Source organism: Streptomyces acidicola, from assembly GCF_009377235.1.
GTDB lineage: Bacteria > Actinomycetota > Actinomycetes > Streptomycetales > Streptomycetaceae > Streptomyces > Streptomyces acidicola.
Window position 1 is genome coordinate 1 of the sequence record NZ_VMNX01000195.1, and the last position, 18119, is coordinate 18119.

At 66.9% G+C, this 18119-nt stretch carries 15 protein-coding genes; 10 read left to right on the forward strand and 5 right to left on the reverse strand.

Going from position 1 to position 18119, the window contains the following annotated elements; translation table 11 throughout:
* Positions 1-398: 398 nt before the first annotated feature.
* Positions 399-1298, reverse strand: a complete 900-nt coding sequence (locus tag FPZ41_RS34775; protein ID WP_152867573.1) for a phosphatase PAP2 family protein — start codon at positions 1296-1298, stop codon at positions 399-401.
* A 133-nt stretch (positions 1299-1431) separates the two neighbouring features.
* Positions 1432-2466, reverse strand: coding sequence for a LacI family DNA-binding transcriptional regulator (locus FPZ41_RS34780; protein ID WP_322621100.1), 1035 nt, complete (start codon positions 2464-2466; stop codon positions 1432-1434).
* A 390-nt stretch (positions 2467-2856) separates the two neighbouring features.
* Here FPZ41_RS34780 and FPZ41_RS34785 point away from each other — a divergent pair, with 390 nt between their 5' ends.
* The 6 genes from FPZ41_RS34785 (at position 2857) to FPZ41_RS34810 (ending at position 10904) form a co-directional block, all read left to right on the forward strand.
* The gene (locus FPZ41_RS34785) at positions 2857-4128 is read left to right on the forward strand and encodes an extracellular solute-binding protein (protein WP_152867575.1); all 1272 of its coding nucleotides are present in this window, start codon (positions 2857-2859) and stop codon (positions 4126-4128) included.
* Positions 4129-4329: 201 nt separating this feature from the next.
* The gene (locus FPZ41_RS34790; protein ID WP_131559134.1) at positions 4330-5334 is read left to right on the forward strand and encodes a carbohydrate ABC transporter permease; all 1005 of its coding nucleotides are present in this window, start codon (positions 4330-4332) and stop codon (positions 5332-5334) included.
* Between the two features lie 14 nt (positions 5335-5348).
* Positions 5349-6257, forward strand: a complete 909-nt coding sequence (locus tag FPZ41_RS34795) for a sugar ABC transporter permease (protein ID WP_152867576.1) — start codon at positions 5349-5351, stop codon at positions 6255-6257.
* A gap of 108 nt (positions 6258-6365) precedes the next feature.
* Positions 6366-8069: a glycoside hydrolase family 13 protein gene (locus FPZ41_RS34800; RefSeq protein WP_152867577.1), complete on the forward strand. Its 1704-nt coding sequence runs from the start codon at positions 6366-6368 to the stop codon at positions 8067-8069.
* A 130-nt stretch (positions 8070-8199) separates the two neighbouring features.
* Positions 8200-8547: an effector-associated constant component EACC1 gene (locus tag FPZ41_RS34805; protein ID WP_152867578.1), complete on the forward strand. Its 348-nt coding sequence runs from the start codon at positions 8200-8202 to the stop codon at positions 8545-8547.
* Positions 8544-10904, forward strand: a complete 2361-nt coding sequence (locus tag FPZ41_RS34810) for a caspase family protein (RefSeq protein WP_152867579.1) — start codon at positions 8544-8546, stop codon at positions 10902-10904. The genes FPZ41_RS34805 and FPZ41_RS34810 overlap by 4 nt, the downstream gene beginning before the upstream one ends.
* A 129-nt stretch (positions 10905-11033) precedes the next feature.
* On the opposite strand, the gene FPZ41_RS34815 is transcribed toward FPZ41_RS34810, so the two are convergent.
* The 3 genes from FPZ41_RS34815 to FPZ41_RS34825 all read right to left on the reverse strand — a co-directional run bounded on the left by FPZ41_RS34815 (position 11034) and on the right by FPZ41_RS34825 (position 12709).
* Positions 11034-11510 (reverse strand): hypothetical protein, encoded by a 477-nt coding sequence (locus tag FPZ41_RS34815; RefSeq protein WP_152867580.1) that lies wholly within the window; start codon positions 11508-11510, stop codon positions 11034-11036.
* 150 nt (positions 11511-11660) lie between these two features.
* The gene (locus FPZ41_RS34820) at positions 11661-11882 is read right to left on the reverse strand and encodes a DUF397 domain-containing protein (RefSeq protein WP_152867581.1); all 222 of its coding nucleotides are present in this window, start codon (positions 11880-11882) and stop codon (positions 11661-11663) included.
* On the reverse strand, positions 11879-12709 hold the full coding sequence (locus FPZ41_RS34825) for a helix-turn-helix domain-containing protein (RefSeq protein ID WP_322621101.1): 831 nt from the start codon (positions 12707-12709) through the stop codon (positions 11879-11881). Before FPZ41_RS34825 ends, FPZ41_RS34820 begins: the two co-directional genes overlap by 4 nt.
* Positions 12710-13227: 518 nt before the next feature.
* On the opposite strand from FPZ41_RS34825, the gene FPZ41_RS50630 reads away from it, so the two are divergent.
* The 4 genes from FPZ41_RS50630 to FPZ41_RS34850 form a co-directional block, all read left to right on the forward strand.
* Positions 13228-13467 carry a DUF7848 domain-containing protein gene (locus FPZ41_RS50630; protein ID WP_456154450.1) on the forward strand — a complete coding sequence of 80 codons (240 nt, stop codon included), beginning with the start codon at positions 13228-13230 and terminating at the stop codon, positions 13465-13467.
* Entirely contained in the window at positions 13467-13907 is a 441-nt protein-coding gene (locus FPZ41_RS34840; RefSeq protein WP_152867583.1) for a hypothetical protein, read from the forward strand. Before FPZ41_RS50630 ends, FPZ41_RS34840 begins: the two co-directional genes overlap by 1 nt.
* A gap of 439 nt (positions 13908-14346) precedes the next feature.
* Positions 14347-15735 (forward strand): alpha-amylase, encoded by a 1389-nt coding sequence (locus FPZ41_RS34845; RefSeq protein WP_152867584.1) that lies wholly within the window; start codon positions 14347-14349, stop codon positions 15733-15735.
* Between the two features lie 204 nt (positions 15736-15939).
* The coding region (locus FPZ41_RS34850) for an alpha-amylase family glycosyl hydrolase (protein ID WP_322621102.1) at positions 15940-18119 on the forward strand (2180 nt) is incomplete at its 3' end.

An 18119-nucleotide genomic window follows, 5' to 3' on the forward strand; every position in this document is an offset into this window, starting at 1 on the left:
GCTTGCGGGTTGGGGTGTTCGGGGCCCGTGGATGGCTTTCCCGCCGTCGTGGCTGGGGCGCCTGCGGTTTCGTCGTGGGTCGGGTGCGCGCCGGGAGGTCTCCGTCCTCGGTCCGGCGGGTCTGTGGGGGAGTCAGATGCCCGGCGGCGGACGCCGGCCACTGCGGGCGGACACCTCCCGGCACACCCCCTGCCGTGCGTACGCGTCTACCGGTGCGTCGGGGTGCGTACGCCGCTGGCGGTGCTGGTCGGGGTGCGTGCGCGGCTGGCGGTGCTGGTCGGGGTGCGTGCGCGGCTGGCGGTGCTGGTCGGGGTGCGTGCGCGGCTGGCGGTGCTGGTCGGGGTGCGTGCGCGGCTGGCGCTGCGGTGCGGGGTGCGGACACGGGCGCCCGTGCTTTTTCAGGGGCGCGGGGAACTGCGCGACCAGCCACCACGAACCCGCAGCCGGTCACCGACCGAACCCGGCAGACGAGACCGACCCGCCGGCCCCCCGGAGGGAACCGGCAACGCCCCGTACCAGACGCGGGCCACCAGATAGCCGAAGGTGAGGCAGAGCAGGCCGCCGACCGCGTCGAGCCAGAAGTGGTTGGCGGTGGCGACGATGACGACGAGGGTGGTCGCCGGGTAGAGGAGGCCCAGGACGCGGCCCCAGGGGACCGAGGCGAGCGCGTAGATCGTCAGCCCGCACCACGCGGACCAGCCGATGTGCATGGAGGGCATCGCGGCGTACTGGTTCGACATGTGTTTCAGGTCCCCGGAGGCCATGGAGCCCCAGGTCTGGTGGACGAGGACCGTGTCGACGAAGCCGCCGTTCGTCATCAGGCGGGGCGGGGCCAGCGGGTAGAAGTAGTAGCCCACCAGCGCCACGGCCGTCGTCGCGAAGAGCACCAGGCGCGTGGCCGCGTAACGACCGGGGTGACGGCGGTAGAGCCAGACCAGGACGCCGAGCGTCACCACGAAGTGCAGGGTCGCGTAGTAGTAGTTCATGCCGACGACCAGCCACTTCACCGAGTTCACGGCGTGGTTCAGCGAGTCCTCGACCGCGATCCCGAGGCGTTGCTCCGCCTTCCAGATCCAGTCGGCGTTGCTGAGGGCCTCCTGCTTCTGCTCCGGCACCGCGTTGCGGATCAGTGAGTACGTCCAGTAGCTCACCGCGATCAGCAGGATCTCGAACCAGAAGCGGGGGCGGCGAGGGGTGCGCAAGCGAGAAAGAACGGACTGTTCCGCCGGCTCGTCCGCGACGGGGCGTCGAGCGGCCGACTGCCGGCCACTCGGTGTCGTCACGGTCGTGTCACCCATGGGCAGAGAGTCTGCCAGAAGAGACTTCTCCCGCAGATCATCCGCTGGTCGGGTCCTGGACGCACGGTGTTCGTCGTAGACGGCTGTGGACGCCTCCTGCCTGCGTACCGGTGCGGTCCCTCGGTCCTCCAACCTAGGGACGAGACCGGTCCCCAGGGGCCGAAGCGGTCGAACCGCGCACCACCAGTTCCGGCATGAACACGAACTCACTGTGGGGTGCCGGTGTCCCGCCGATCTCCTCCAGGAGCGTGCGGACGGCGGCCTGGCCCATGGCCGGGACCGGCTTGCGGATCGTGGTCAGCGGCGGGTCCGTGAAGGCGATCAGGGGGGAGTCGTCGAAGCCGACGACCGAGACGTCCCGCGGCACCTCCAGGCTCCGCTGCCGCGCCGCCCGTATCGCACCCAGCGCCATCATGTCGCTCGCGCACACCACCGCCGTGCAGTCCCGGTCGATGAGCGCGGTCGCCGCCGCCTGGCCGCCCTCCAGGGTGTACAGCGAGTGCTGGACGAGTTCCGTCTCGATGGTCTCCGACGGCAGGCCCAACTGGTCCTGCATCGTGCGTACGAAGCCCTCGATCTTGCGTTGCACCGGCACGAAGCGCTTCGGTCCCAGGGCGAGGCCGATGCGGGTGTGGCCGAGGGAGACGAGGTGGGTGACCGCGAGGGTCATGGCCGCGCGGTCGTCCGGTGAGATGAAGGGGGCCTGGACCTTCGGTGAGAAGCCGTCGACGAGGACGAAGGGGACGCCCTGGGCGCGCAGTTGCTCGTAGCGCTGCGTGTCGGCGGTCGTGTCCGCGTGCAGTCCCGAGACGTAGATGATCCCGGCGACCCCGCGGTCCACCAGCATCTCCGTCAGCTCGTCCTCGGTGGAGCCGCCGGGCGTCTGGGTGGCCAGCACCGGGGTGTAGCCCTGCCGGGTCAGCGCCTGGCCGATGACCTGGGCCAGCGCCGGGAATATCGGGTTCTCCAGCTCGGGAGTGATCAGGCCGACCAGGCCGGCGCTGCGCTGCCGCAGCCGCACGGGCCGCTCGTAGCCCAGGACGTCGAGCGCGGCGAGCACGGACTGGCGGGTGGTCGCGGCGACGCCCGGCTTCCCGTTCAGGACGCGACTGACCGTCGCCTCGCTGACCCCCGCCTGGGCCGCGATGTCGGCAAGCCGTGTGGTCACAGCACCGGACTGTACCGGCCGGGTCTCCGCTTGCCCACCGGCCCGGCGCCGGGTGCGGGCGGGTGTGCGGCCCGCTGCGGGCTGCTGCGTCATCGCGGTCCCTCGTGATTCTGGTCGTGGTCCGGTCCGCAACGGATGATCCTCGCCTCGGAAACGTATGGCAAGTGCTTGCAGCGCCTTGCACAAGTGGCCGAGAACCCGCCAAGCCCGCGGAATCACGGTCTCGAAGCGGTCGATCGCGGGTCACGCGCAGGTAACTCTCGCGATCCCTTGCACTTTTTTGCTGCAAGGTCTTTCGCGGCGATTGCAACGCTGTTACGTTCACGTCGCCCGGCGGCCTCCCCCCTCTCTCAACGACGAACGGGGGGACCTCACCCTCAAGGAGAACTCATGCGGCGTGGCATAGCGGCCACCGCGCTGGTGGCGTCCCTCGCCCTGGCGGCGACGGCCTGCGGCGGAACCGACAGCGGTGGCGACGCCGACGGTCCGGTCACCATCACGTGGTGGGACACGTCCAACGCCACCAATGAGGCGCCGACGTACAAGGCCCTGGTCAAGGAGTTCGAGAAGGCCAACAAGGACATCAAGGTCGAGTTCGTCAACGTCCCCTTCGACCAGGCGCAGAACAAGTTCGACACGGCCGCCGGCTCCAAGGGCGCCCCCGACGTCCTGCGCTCCGAGGTCGGCTGGACACCCGCCTTCGCCAAGAAGGGCTTTTTCCTGCCGCTGGACGGCACCGAGGCCCTCGCCGACCGGAGCAAGTTCCAGGCCAGCCTGATCGAGCAGGCCACGTACGAGGGCAAGACGTACGGCGTCCCGTTCACCACCGACACCCTCGCGCTCGTCTACAACAAGGCCCTCTTCGAGGAGGCCGGCATCAAGGAAGCCCCCACGACCTGGGACGACCTGAAGAAGGCCGCCGCCACGATCAAGGACAAGACCGGCGTCGACGGGTACTGGGGCTCCACCCAGGCCTACTACGCCCAGAGCTTCCTCTACGGCGAGGGCGCCGACACCGTCGACGCCGACGCCAAGAAGATCACTGTCACCTCGCCCGCCGCCAAGAAGGGCTACGAGACCTGGCAGGGCCTCTTCGACGGCAAGGGCCTGCACAAGGCCGACACCACCGCCGACGCCTACGCCCACATCCAGGAGGCGTTCGTCAGCGGCAAGGTCGCCTCGATCATCCAGGGCCCCTGGGAGATCACGAACTTCTACGCGGGCTCGGCCTTCAAGGACAAGGCCAACCTCGGCATCGCCACCGTCCCGGCCGGCTCCACCGGCAAGGCGGGCGCCCCGACCGGCGGCCACAACCTCTCCGTGTACGCGGGCTCGGACAAGGCCCACCAGCAGGCCGCGCTGAAGTTGGTGAACTTCATGACCTCGGCGAAGGCCCAGGAGACCATCGCGCTGAAGAACTCCACGCTCCCCACGCGCGACGACGCCTACACCGCCGAGGTCAAGGCCGACCCGGGCATCGCCGGCTACCAGGCCGTCCTCCCCGCCGCCCAGCCGCGCCCGGCCCTGCCCGAGTACAGCTCCCTCTGGGGCCCCCTCGACACCGAGCTGAACCAGATCGCCGGCGGCAAGGAGTCCCTCGACAAGGGCCTGGGCAACGCCGAGACCGCGATCGCGAAGCTGGTCCCCGACTTCAGCAAGTGACCGACGAACGGCCGCCGGGTCCGCCGATTGCGGGGGACGGACCCGGCGGTCACCGGCCTGTACCCAGGCGCTCCGCAGCGCCGTAGAGCCAGTGCCCCGGATCTCCAGCCAGGATCTCCAGCCAGGATCTCCAGCCAGGATCTCCAGCCCGGACCTCCAGCCCGGACCTCCAGTCCGGATCTTCCAGAAGGTGTCCCACCCATGACAGTCGCCATCGACCGCGCGACCGGCAAGCGTCGCGGTGAGCGGACGCCGCGCCCCGGTCCGCTGACGCGTCTGAAGCACACGTACCAGAAGTACTGGTACGCGTACGCCATGATCGCCCCCGTGGCCCTCGTGCTCGGCGTCCTCGTGCTCTACCCCCTGGTGTACGGCTTCTACCTGTCGCTCACCGACGCCGACAGCCTCAACTCGGCCCGCACCATCGGCGTCAACCGGATCGAGGCCACCTACACGTTCATCGGCCTCGACAACTACGCCGACATCCTGTGGGGCGACACCGCGTACGACCGGTTCTGGTCGCACTTCATTTGGACGATCGTCTGGACGGCCGCCTGTGTGACGCTCCACTACGTCATCGGCCTCGGCCTCGCGCTGCTGCTCAACCAGAGAATCCGCGGCCGGACCCTCTACCGCCTCGTCCTGGTCCTGCCGTGGGCCGTGCCCACCTTCGTCACCGTCTTCGGCTGGCGCTTCATGCTGGCCGACACCGGCCTCATCAACTCGGCCCTCGACGCCCTCCATCTGCCGACACCCCTGTGGCTGGAGGACACCTTCTGGCAGCGGTTCGCCGCGATCATGGTCAACACCTGGTGCGGTGTGCCGTTCATGATGCTCTCGCTGCTCGGCGGACTGCAGTCCATCGACACGTCCCTCTACGAGGCCGCCGAGATGGACGGCGCGAGCGCCTGGCAGCGGTTCCGGTTCGTCACCCTGCCGGGCCTGAGGTCCGTCAGCTCCACCGTCGTACTGCTCGGCGTGATCTGGACCTTCAACCAGTTCGCGATCATCTTCCTGCTGTTCGGCGGTACCGCCCCGGACGCCGACATCCTCGTGACCTGGGCGTACTACCTGGGCTTCGGCCAGCAGCCGCGCGACTTCGCGCAGTCGGCCGCGTACGGCATGCTGCTCCTCTCCGTCCTGGTCGTCTTCACCGCCTTCTACCGCCGCTGGCTGAACCGCGACGAGCCGCAGCTCGCGAACTGAGGCAGGAGCCCCCCATGAGCACCACGACCCGTCTGACCTCCTCCGCGGCGGACCAGGCCCCCTCCACCGCCGCGCCGCGCAAGGCGCGCCGGCGCGGTGAGCAGAGCCCCGGCGCCCGGCTCGCCACGCACGGCGTCCTCGTCGTCGCGAGCCTCATCGCGCTCTTCCCGGTCGCCTGGCTGGTCTTCCTGTCCCTCGGCCCGGACAAGGACGACTATCTCCACCCGGGGCGGATCTTCGGGAAGATGACGCTCGACAACTACGTCTTCGTGCTCCAGGAGACCAGGTTCTTCGACTGGCTGACGAGCACGCTCGTCGTCTCGCTCGGCACCACGGTGATCGGTGTCCTGGTCGCCGCGACGACCGGCTACGCCGTCTCGCGCATGCGCTTTCCGGGTTACAAGAAGTTCATGTGGGTACTGCTGATGACCCAGATGTTCCCGATCGCCGTACTGATCGTGCCGATGTACCAGATTCTGTCGGAACTCCAGCTCATCGACAGTTACCTTGGCCTCGTCCTCGTCTACTGCTCGACCGCCGTGCCGTACTGCGCCTGGCTCCTCAAGGGCTACTTCGACACGATCCCGTTCGAGATCGACGAGGCGGGACGCGTCGACGGGCTGACCCCCTTCGGCACGTTCGCGCGGCTGATCCTGCCGCTGGCCAAACCGGGCCTCGCGGTCGCCGCGTTCTACAGCTTCATCACCGCGTTCGGTGAGGTCGCCTTCGCCTCGACGTTCATGCTGTCCGACACGAAGTACACCTTCGCGGTCGGTCTGCAGAGCTTCGTCAGCGAGCACGACGCACAGCGCCAGTACATGGCGGCGACAGCCGTGCTGGTCGCCGTTCCCGTCTCGGCGTTCTTCTACCTCGTGCAGAAGAACCTGGTGACGGGGCTGACGGCGGGCGGCACGAAGGGCTGACGCTCCCCGGACCGACTCCCGCGTGCCTTGCCGGTGCCTTGCCGTCCGGTCACCCCGCCCCGAGACCCCGATGACCCGAACCCGACCTCGACTACGCACAAGGACGATATGAGCCAGCACTCCGCCGACCCTGCCCCGTCCCCGGCCCTCTCCTCGACGACAGCCCTCGCCACCGTCGCCGGACACCGCGACTGGTGGCGCGACGCGGTGATCTACCAGGTGTACCCGCGCAGCTTCGCGGACAGCGACGGCGACGGCATGGGCGACCTGGAGGGCGTACGCTCCCGCCTGCCGTACCTGCGCGACCTGGGTGTGGACGCCGTCTGGCTGTCCCCCTTCTACTCCTCGCCGCAGGCCGACGCCGGCTACGACGTGGCCGACTACCGCGCCGTCGACCCCATGTTCGGCAACCTCCTCGACGCCGACGCCCTGATCCGCGACGCCCACGCGCTGGGCCTGAGGATCATCGTCGACCTGGTCCCCAACCACTCCTCCGACCAGCACGAGTGGTTCAAGCGGGCGCTCGCGGACGGCCCCGGCTCCCCGCTGCGGGAGCGCTACCACTTCCGCCCCGGCAAGGGAGCGGCCGGCGAGTTCCCGCCCAACGACTGGGAGTCCATCTTCGGCGGCCCGGCGTGGACACGCGTCACCGAACCGGACGGCACGCCCGGCGAGTGGTACCTGCACCTCTTCGCGCCCGAGCAGCCCGACTTCAACTGGGACCACCCGGCGGTCGGCGACGAGTTCCGCTCGATCCTCCGCTTCTGGCTGGACATGGGCGTCGACGGCTTCCGTATCGACGTCGCCCACGGCCTGGTGAAGGAGGCCGGACTGCCGGACATCGGAGGCCACGAGCAGGTCAAGCTGCTGGGCAACGATGTCATGCCGTTCTTCGACCAGGACGGCGTGCACGAGATCTACCGCCAGTGGCGGCTGGTCCTGGACGAATACGCCGGAGAACGCGTCTTCGTGGCGGAGGCCTGGACCCCGACGGTCGAGCGCACCGCGAACTACGTACGCCCCGACGAACTGCACCAGGCCTTCAACTTCCAGTACCTGAGCACCCACTGGGACGCCGCCGAGCTCCGCTCCGTCATCGACCGCACCCTGGATTCGATGCGCCCGGTCGGCGCCCCCGCGACCTGGGTGCTGTCGAACCACGACGTCACCCGCCACGCCACGCGGTTCGCCAACGAGGCGGGCCTCGGCACACAGATCCGCTCGGCGGGCGACCGTGAGCTGGGCCTGCGCAGGGCACGCGCGGCCACGCTGCTGATGCTGGCCCTGCCCGGCTCGGCGTACATCTACCAGGGCGAGGAACTGGGCCTGCCCGACGTGGTGGACCTGCCGGACGAGGTGCGCCAGGACCCCGCGTACTTCCGGGGCGCCGGACAGGACGGCTTCCGCGACGGCTGCCGGGTGCCGATCCCGTGGACGCGCGAGGGCTCGTCGTACGGCTTCGGAACGGGCGGCTCGTGGCTTCCGCAGCCTGCGGGCTGGGGCGAACTGAGTGTGGAGGCACAGACGGGCGAGCCGGACTCGACCCTGGAGCTCTACCGCACCATGCTCGCCGTCCGCCGCGAACAGCCCGACCTGGGCGCGGGCGACTCGGTGGACTGGCTGAAGGCCCCCGAGGGCGTCCTCGCCTTCCGCCGCGGCGGCTTCGTGTGCGTCGCGAACACGACAGGTGAGGCGGTACGGATCCCGGCGTACGGGCGGGTCCTGGTCGCGAGTGGCGAGGTGACCGTCGCGTCGGGGGATGACGAGGCGACGGTGGCGGGGGACACGACTGTGTGGTGGGCAGTCGGCTGACGGCCGCTCAAGGCGGTTCTCGTAGCCATCTACGGTCGCCCCCTGGGGGCTCGGTCAGCGCGGCCGTTTGCTGAGTGAAAAGCCACGAACGAGGCCATACTGATCGCACGTCAAATATGAGGGAGCCTAGATGTCTGACGTGTGGCTGTCGGTTGAGTGCGATGATCCGGTCGAAGGGCTTGCGGAGCTGTCTGATTGGCTGGGCCAGGAGCTTGAGCTTCGCGGTCTGGTCAGCGGTAGGGACACGCCAGAGCCGGGCCAGCTGGGGTCGCTTACCGCTGTGCTGGTGGTTGCTGTGGGCAGCGGCGGTGCGCTGAGCGTGCTCGCCGCATCGCTCAAGGCATTCCTGGCTCTGCCACGCCGCTCCGATGTGCGGGTCACAGTCAGTTCACCAGACGGGCGCACTGTAGAAATCGACGCCAAGCGCGTGGACGACGTCGAGACCCTTGTGCGAGAGGCACTCGGGCGGCCCGAATGAGAGAGCAGGCCGTCGATCCGGCTCGGTCAAGGATTGTGTTGGTTGGTACGGCTTCGTACGAGGACCCGCAGTTGCCGGACGTACCGGTGATCGCCCACAACATCAGCGATCTGGTTGGGGTATTCACTGACAACAGGCTGGGCGGCTTCAGCCCCTTCAAATGCATCGCAGTTCCTCCGGCAGCCAGTGTGGCGCAGGTTGGTGATGCCTTGGTCAGTGCCGCTGAAGAGGCAGAGGATTTGCTGCTGTTCTACTACAGCGGACACGGGCTGCTCGGCCCGCGGCGCCGGGAGTTGTATCTGAGCCTGGCCGCGACGCGGCACAATCAATTGGCATTCACTGCACTACCGTTCGAGGCGGTGCGCGATGCGTGCATGGAGAGCAGGGCCACGAGCAGAGTAGTGATCCTCGACAGCTGTTTCAGTGGACGGGCGATCGGGGAAACGCTCGCTGGTGACGACGAGGCGGTTCTCGGCGAACTTGAGGCCGCTGGGACCTACACGCTGACTTCATCCCCAGCGAACCGAACCTCAGTTGTCCTGCCCGGAGAACGGCATACGGCATTCACAGAGCGGCTGTTGACGTTGCTGAGCGCCGGCAGTCCAACTGCCGGATCGATGATCAGTCTGGGAGATATCTACCGCCACTTGCATACTCGGCTGCGTGCCGAAGGCTTGCCGGTGCCGCAGCAATGCGGTACGCACACCGCGGACCTGCTCGGATTGGTGCGGAACATCCAGTCTGCACCTGAAGCGGGCGTCGCAGTGGCGGTGGCTGACGGTGGAGAATCTGAACCTGGGCTTGGCCTGGAATTGCTCGATCGTCTTAGGCACGCCGAACGTATCGCGAACACGATCAGTGATGCACAGTGGAGAGCTCGTGCGCTGGCACAGGTGGCCGCCGTGGCGGGGGCCTCCCCTGACGGCGAGTGCGGAGGGCGGCTGATCGATCAGGCAGAACGTGCTATCGCCACGATCGCTGACGGGTACGCTCAAGTACGCGCACTAATCGCTGTGGCTTTTGCAGTGATCAGAAATAACCCCGAACGCGCTGGGCGCTTGATCGATCAGGCGGAACAGACTGCGCGAAGGACCACTCAGGTGGCGAGCGCAAAGGATAATGCGCTCACAAGTGTGGCCACGGCGGTGGCCTCCAGTGCGCCGGGCCGGGCCGAAGGTATCGCGAATACAATCACCAGCAACTACCAGAGATGGCGAGCGCTCAGCGCTGTGGCCACGGCGGCGGCTGCTCACGACCCCGGCCAAGCCGAACGCATTGCGAACACAATCACTGACATGGATGTTAAGTGGCCGACGCTCACCGCTGTGTCAAAGGTGGTGGCTTCTAGTGATCCGGACCGAGCCGAACGTATCGCGGACACAATCACCAGGAAGCCCAACAGGTGGCCGGCGCTCAGCGCTGTGGTCACGGCGGTGGCCGCCATTGACCCGGGCCGGGCCGAACGCATTGCGCACACAATCACCGACAAGTACTACAGGTGGCCGGCGCTCAGCGCTGTGGTCACGGCAGTTGCCGCCAGTGACCCGGGCCGGGCCGAGAACATTGCGAACGCAATTATCAGTCAGCGCAAAAAATGGCCAGAGCTCGTGTCTGTAAATGCTGTCCCTGCACTCATCTCCGTAGCTCAGGCGGTGGCTGCCCATGACCCCGACCGAGCCGAACGCATCGCGAACGCGATAGCCCAAAAGGCCACGAAAGAGAGTGTGCTGGCCACTGTCGCCACGGCGGTAGCTGCTCACGACCCGGACCGAGCGGAACGCATCGCGAACGCAATCACCAATAAGCACTCACAAGTGACGGTACTAACCGCCATGGCTCAAGGGGTGGCCACCAGTGACTCCGAACGTGCTTTGCGTTGGATCGACCAAGCGGAGCAGGCCGCGAATATGGTCACGCGCGAGAAGGGAAAAGCGCTCATCTCCGTGGTAACGGCGGTGGCTGTCCATGACTCCACTCGAGCCGAACGTATTGCGAACGCGATGGCCCGCGAGACCGAAAGGGAGCATGCGCTCATGTCTGTGGCGAAGGCGCTGGCTGCGCATGACCCCGATGAAGCCGAACGCATCGCGAACACAATCAGTGACAAATACCGCAGGGAGGGGGCACTTGTAAATGTTGCCGCTGCGTTAGCCGCCAGTGACCCGGCCCGTGCAGAACGCATTGCGAATACAATTTCCGGCAGTTCTTCCCGTACGAAGGTACTGTCCAGTGTCGCCCAGGCCGTGGCCCTGACCGATCCCGACCACGCTCGGCATATCGCCCACGAGGTACCGAGTGCAGCCAAAGCGGAGGTATTGCATGCAATCGTGCTGGCGCTGTCAACACCGACACAGTGATGCTCCAGCACCGGTACCTGGGCCCCTGGCAGTCTTCACCACGCTGCCATCCAGCGCACATCAGGTGAGGGACGGAGAAGCGAGCCAAGGCGAAGAAGCGTAAGCTCCGCGCCTTGCGTGAACGGTTGTCTACCCCCGGGTCGCGCCTTCTGGCCAGAGCACCCGTACTGGGACCCCGTTCCGCTGGGAACAGGACACGACGTCGGCTGTGCCGCCGTACCCCCACGCCGGCTTGCCGTCCCAGACAGCGAACAGTTCGTCGGCCAGGCCGACGAGGATTTCACTGCCCGCCATGTGCGCTTGGGAGTCCGAGGCCGTCATGCCGGTGTGGTGCACTTCCGCCGCCTGGTGCATTAGCTCGTCGTAGACCGGCCAGTGGTTTTCGGGAAGGTTCTCGCGGTACTGTCCTGCGGGCACGACGACTTCGAGGCCTCCCCCGTACTTGAGTACCGCTTCGGCGAACCATGCGTCCGGACCGTCCGCGATGCATGAGATACCGACCAACTCGGTTGCGTCGAACTCGCTGATGGCCTCTTCGAGAAGCCGCCGAACCCGCTGTTCGACTTCTCGGCTCAGTCCTCGGTGGCCGGTGATCCCAACGCGCATGGACGGTTCCTCCTACACGTAGACGCCAGTGCCTGCCTGTTCCCTACCCGGTCGGCTGGCTTCGGCAGGTCCGACCGTGGCATTCCACACAACGGTGGTGCCCCGCCTACTCCTTGTGGAGTGGCGGGGCACCATGTAGTCGAATCAAGGTCATATGGCGCGGAACTCGTCACGCTGGACGGCGGCGACGAACGACGACCATGCCGACGGCTCGAAAGTGAGCGCTGGGCCGTGCGGGGCCTTGCTGTCACGGACGGGGATCACGCCTGAGTCGACGTAAGCCGGGGCCCACTCAACGCAGTTGCCGCCTCCGTTACCGCTGTAGCTCGACTTGACCCACTCCGCGTGGGAGAGCGCAGGGCTTCTGCTCATGTCGGTAGTGCCTCCATAACGGACCGGATGAACGTCGCCGAGTCACTCGGCGACAAGGCGCACGCCCTGAGCAGATCGTATGCCCGCTGCCGTTCCGCGACGATCCCAATGTCTTCGAGTAATGTTCCGGTCGTGATGCTCTCCTCGTAGGCCACCCGCGCGCCATCGTCCAACGTCCACAGCGTCAGAGAGCCTCCCGCCAATGCATGTCCCCCATGTTCGAATGGGAGAACCTGAACCACAGTGGTTGGTGTGTGCGCCATCTCAACGAGACGGGCCAGTTGTGCGCGCGTGACAGCCGGTCCGCCGAAGGCGCGCCGGAGCACTGCCTCATCGAGGATCAAGGAGAGGTCCGGCGGAGGGTCGGCCTCAAGCCTGGCTTGCCGAATCATGCGTGCCGTGACCAGTTCCTCGATCTCATCTTGTGTCGCCTTCGGGTTGGACACGAAGAACTGAGCACGGGCGTAGTCCTGCGTCTGCACGATGCCCGGCACAATCTGAGGACTGAACTCCTCGATGAGCGTGGCTCGTCCCTCCAGCTCCATTCGACGCTGGAACTGATCAGGATGGATCTCCTTACTCGCGAGCTTGTACAGCTCCTCGAAGATCCCGTCTGTCCCGAACGCCGCGTCCAGCACGGGCGGGAGCGACGGAGGTGGCATGGACTCGGCTGTCTCGATGCGGGACAGATGGCTACGGCTGATCTTTACCACGTCTGACAGGCTCTCAAGGCTTATGGCGGCCCGCTCTCGGTAGGCGCGCATCTTCGCCCCGAACAGATGGCGAGCGCTTCGATCCGGCGTCAGTTCGCGTGGACGTGCGGGCACCGTGCAACTCCCATCTCCCCAAAGGCAACCGGGGACATGAATGGCTGTTGATCGTCGTCATGCAGAGCGATGCTTTGAATACGCAACGTAGCGGACCCCCATTCGGGGTGACAGGCAATCGGAGAAGCACGCATGGCGACGGCAGGCAGGCAGCAGACGGCCCCGGACAAGGTCAGAGACGCCGAGCGGGCGTGCGACGAGTTGCGCGACGCACTCAAGGCGGCGGGGGTGCAACTGCCGTCCTAGGGCTCGACCCCGTCTCGTGCGTCGGCCCTGCCCCGCTCGCGCTGATCGACTTGGGGCGCTGCAACGTGGCGACGGCCCGAGCGCTGGCCGCCGCGCTGCGGGCCAATGCGACGGCGGAGGCGGAACGATGAGTGAACAGCCCCACCCCCAGGGGCAGCCCAGCGGGCGGCAGGAGCAACAGGATCAACAGCAGTCGACGACGGTTGACTTGGGCCAACGTGTTGACGAGTTGAGCCAACTGATCAGGGAGCACCTGGAAGGGTTGGGGCACCGTGACCCGCGCTAGCTTTCGGTTCCGGGGCCGTACGCTCACGCCGGACGAGGAGCCCGACGTGGAACCCCTCACGTACGCCTTTCAGTGTGCCGTGTGTGAGGAGAGCGGACCCGCTGACAAGGAACCCGACGCAGCTATGGGCTGGGTATTCCGTCATCTCCGAGACCGTCCCGAGCGCCTCACCTACCGGTCTCTGGTCATCCTGCCGTACCGCATCGTCCCCGGAGCGTGGCGGTGATGGCGGATGTCGTTGACTGCGTCTGGTGTCAATCCATCGTCAGAAGCCCGGACGCCGGGGAATGGTTCCTCGGCGGCTACCAGGCAGCCAGTCCGCGCCTTGCGGTCCGGTGGTTACGAGGACAAGCGGCACGTCTGGCGAACGCGCTTGACCCGCAACCTGGATGCGGCAGCCTGCCGCATGGCTGCCTTCGCGAAGTCAGCGCGAACGCACCCAACCCCGGAAGGATCTTCCGAGAGTGGGCAGAGGATTTCCCGCACCAGGAAAAGCAAATGCAAACCTTGGCGGGCGGCCATCTCGTCAGCATTAATGCCGGGGGGCCGGACAGGATCTTTGGTCTCAGTGGCACCGATGTTTTCTATTCGCTCTCGGCGCGCCCTGTCTCCGTCACCTTCGTGACCAACTGGAGATTACGCACACCCCGTTTCGCGGCCGCCTGACAGACTCCCGCCCCCTGCCGGGGAAGGTCGGTGGCGTCCCGCCGGGTGGTGTAGCCGATCAAGTCGCCGGAAACCGCAGGCCGGCGGCGGTGGCTCCGCGCAGCCGGCGCTCAACTCGCCCCAGCAGGGCGCCTCGTAGGCCGCTGGCTCGGTGAAGATCACCTGGAGCCTCGTACCGGAACACGTAACGCTTGATCCCCTACACCACGACGCGGGACGCGACCGGAAGGTCTGTTCCTTCCCCTCGCCGGCAAGCCCGCGGCATGGGACGGGTCAGCAGGTGGAACGCCGCCGGTGGCAGATTCCTCACCTGCCCCAAGGGGTTGACCGTCGAATCAGTGGCTCGTACCGTCTGCTCGACTGAAATATTTCAGTCACCTTGCAGCAAGAACCTTCAACGCCACCCCCGGTGGCGCCTTCGACGAAGAAGGACCCCCACATGGCCAGCAGAACCCTCTCCGGCGTCCTCGCCGCGTTCACCGCAGCCGCAGCGACAGCCGCTCTTGTCATGTTCCCGACTCCTGCTCAGGCCTCCCCGCCAGGCAGCAAGGACGTCACCGCCGTTCTCTTCGAGTGGAAGTTCGACTCGGTGGCGAAGGAGTGCACGAACACCCTCGGGCCCGCCGGGTACGGCTACGTCCAGGTCTCCCCGCCCGCCGAGCACATACAGGGCTCCCAGTGGTGGACCTCGTACCAGCCGGTGAGCTACAAGATCGCCGGACGGCTCGGTGACGCGAACGCGTTCCGGAACATGGTCAACACCTGCCACGCGGCCGGAGTGAAGGTCGTCGTCGACACGGTCATCAACCACATGTCGGCGGGCAGCGGCACGGGCACGGGCGGCTCCTCGTACAGCAAGTACAACTACCCCGGCCTGTACTCCTCGTACGACTTCGACGACTGCACCGCTCAGATCACCAACTACCAGGACCGCTGGAACGTCCAGCACTGCGAACTCGTCGGTCTCGCCGACCTGGACACCGGTGAGGAGTACGTCCGTTCGGCGATCGCCGGCTACATGAACAGCCTGCTCGGCTACGGAGTCGACGGCTTCCGTATCGACGCGGCCAAGCACATGGACACCGCCGACCTCGCCAACATCAAGTCGCGGCTGACCAACCCGAACGCGTACTGGAAGCAGGAGGTCATCTACGGCAGCGGGGAGGCGGTGCAGCCCACCGAGTACACCCGCAACGGCGACGTCCAGGAGTTCCGCTACGCCTACGACCTCAAGCGCGTTTTCAATAATGAGAACCTCGCCTACCTCAAGAACTATGGCGAGGGCTGGGGCTATATGAGCAGCTCCGTCGCGGGCGTCTTCGTCGACAACCACGACACCGAGCGCAACGGCTCCACGCTCAGCTACAAGGACAACGCCAACTACACGCTGGCCAACGTCTTCATGCTTGCCTGGCCGTACGGCGCGCCCGACATCAACTCCGGTTACGAGTTCTCCGACACGGACGCCGGCCCGCCGAACGGCGGCACCGTGAACGCCTGCTGGCAGAACGGCTGGAAGTGCCAGCACGCCTGGCCCGAGATCCAGCGCATGGTCGCCTTCCGTAATGCCACCCGCGGGGAGTCCGTCACCAACTGGTGGGACAACGGCGGCGACGCCATCGCCTTCGGGCGGGGGGCCAAGGGCTACGTGGCCATCAACCACGAGTCGGGCTCCCTGACCCGTACGTACCAGACCTCGCTTCCGGCGGGGACGTACTGCAACGTGCAGAACAACACGACGGTGACGGTGAACGGTTCGGGTCAGCTCACCGCGACCCTCGGCTCCAACACCGCGCTGGCCGTGTACGCGGGGAAGTCGAGCTGCTGAGCGAACCGGGTCCGGGCGGTTCGCTGTCCGGACCCGGTGTCGGTGTCGGTCGATCACCGTGCGTGGAAAATTCTTGCCGCTTCTTTCACGACTCTTGCTGCAAGGCTTTCGTCGGCGATACGGTCGCGCGACGCCCGGCGCAGGAGCCGTGCCGCGGCGTGGGGTCGGACCTGTTCGAGCCGAAGTCGCAAGGAGTTCAGACCTGTGATACCGAGATGGCCGGCGCCCCGGACGCGCCGTACCAACCGTGCCGGAAGAGCCGCGGCCGTTACCCCGGCCGTCACCGCGGCCGTCACCGTGACCGCCCTCGCCGCGGTCCTCGTCCAGCCCCTCGCGGCACGGGCCGGCACCCCGCCTCCGCCCCCGTCCGACGCATCCCTCGCGAAGGCCGCGAGCCGCCACGACCTCACCCGCGAGCAGTTCTACTTCGTCCTGCCGGACCGTTTCGCCAACGGCAGCACCGCCAATGACAAGGGTGGTCTGACCGGTTCCCGGCTCGCCACCGGCTACGACCCCACCGACAAGGGCTTCTACCAGGGCGGCGACCTCAAGGGCCTGACCCAGAGGCTCGACTACATCAAGGGGCTGGGGACAACCGCCATCTGGATGGCGCCCATCTTCAAGAACCAGCCCGTGCAGGGCACCGGCAGCAACGCCTCCGCCGGCTACCACGGTTACTGGATCACCGACTTCACCCAGGTCGACCCGCACTTCGGGACGAACAAGGACTTGGAGACCCTTGTCTCCAAGGCGCACGCCAAGGGTATGAAGGTCTTCTTCGACGTCATCACCAACCACACCGCCGATGTCGTCGACTATGAGGAGAAGTCCTACGACTACCTCTCCAAGGGTGCCTTCCCGTACCTGACGAAGGACGGCGAGCCCTTCGACGACGCGGAGTACGCGGGCACTTCCGAGTTCCCCGCTGTCGACGCCGCCGCCTTTCCACGGAAGCCGAAGGTCACGCGGGACACCAAGGTCCCGTCCTGGCTCAACGACCCGACGATGTACCACAACCGGGGCGATTCGACGTACGCGGGTGAGTCGACGGCCCACGGAGACTTCTCAGGCCTCGACGACCTGTGGACCGAGCGTCCCGAGGTCGTCGAGGGCATGAAGAAGATCTACCAGCGCTGGGTCAGGGACTTCGGCATCGACGGCTTCCGGATCGACACCGTGAAGCACGTCAACATGGAGTTCTGGACCCAGTGGGCCACCGCCCTGGACGCCTACGCGGCCGAACAAGGGCGCGACGACTTCTTCATGTTCGGTGAGGTCTACTCCGCCGACACGTCCGTCACCGCGCCCTACGTCACCCAGGGCCGCCTCGACTCCACGCTCGACTTCCCCTTCCAGGACGCGGCACGGTCGTACGCCTCCCAGGGCGGCAGCGCGAAGAAGCTGGCCTCCGTCTTCGGCGACGACTACAAGTACACGACCGACAAGGCCAACGCGTATGAGCAGGTCACCTTCCTCGGCAACCACGACATGGGACGTGTGGGGTACTTCCTCAAGCAGGACAACCCGAACGCGTCCGACGCCGAGCTGCTGAAGAAGGACCGGTTCGCCAATGAGCTGATGTTCCTCAGCCGCGGCAACCCCGTCGTCTACTACGGCGACGAGCAGGGCTTCACCGGTTCCGGCGGGGACAAGGACGCCCGCCAGACGATGTTCGCGTCCCGTACGGCCGACTACCTCGACGACGACCGGATCGGCACGGACCGCACCCATGCCGGCGACGCGTACGACACGAGAGCACCGCTCTATCAGCAGATCAGTGCTCTCGCCGAGCTCCGCAAGGCCAACCCCGCGCTCGCCGACGGGGTGCAGACGGAGCGGTACGCGGCGGACGGCGCGGGCGTGTACGCCTTCTCCCGTACGGACGCGAAGACCGGCACCGAATACGTCGTCGCCTTCAACAACGCCGAGGGCGCGAAGACGGCGACCTTCGCTACCGGTTCCGCGGACATGCGGTTCCAGGGCATCTACGGGACGGACACGTCCCTCACCAGCGGCTCCGACAGGAAGATCACCGTCACGGTCCCGGCCGGGTCCTCGGTCGTCCTCAAGGCGGCCGGCGGGCTCGCCAAGCCCGCCAGCAAGCCCACCATCGCCCTCAGGGCGCCGGCCACCGGCGCCACCGGCACCGTCGAGATCGGCGCCGACGTCGAGGGCGGGCAGCTCAACCGCGTCGTCTTCGCCGCCCAGACCGGCAACGGCCCGTGGAAGACGCTCGGGTCCGCCGACCACGCGCCGTACAAGGTCACCCAGACCATCGGCAAGGACGTACCACCCGGAACCGCCCTGCGGTACAAGGCAGTGGTGATCGACTCCGCCGGCCGTACGGTGAGCGCGACCGCCGGGTCGGCCACCGGCACCCCGAC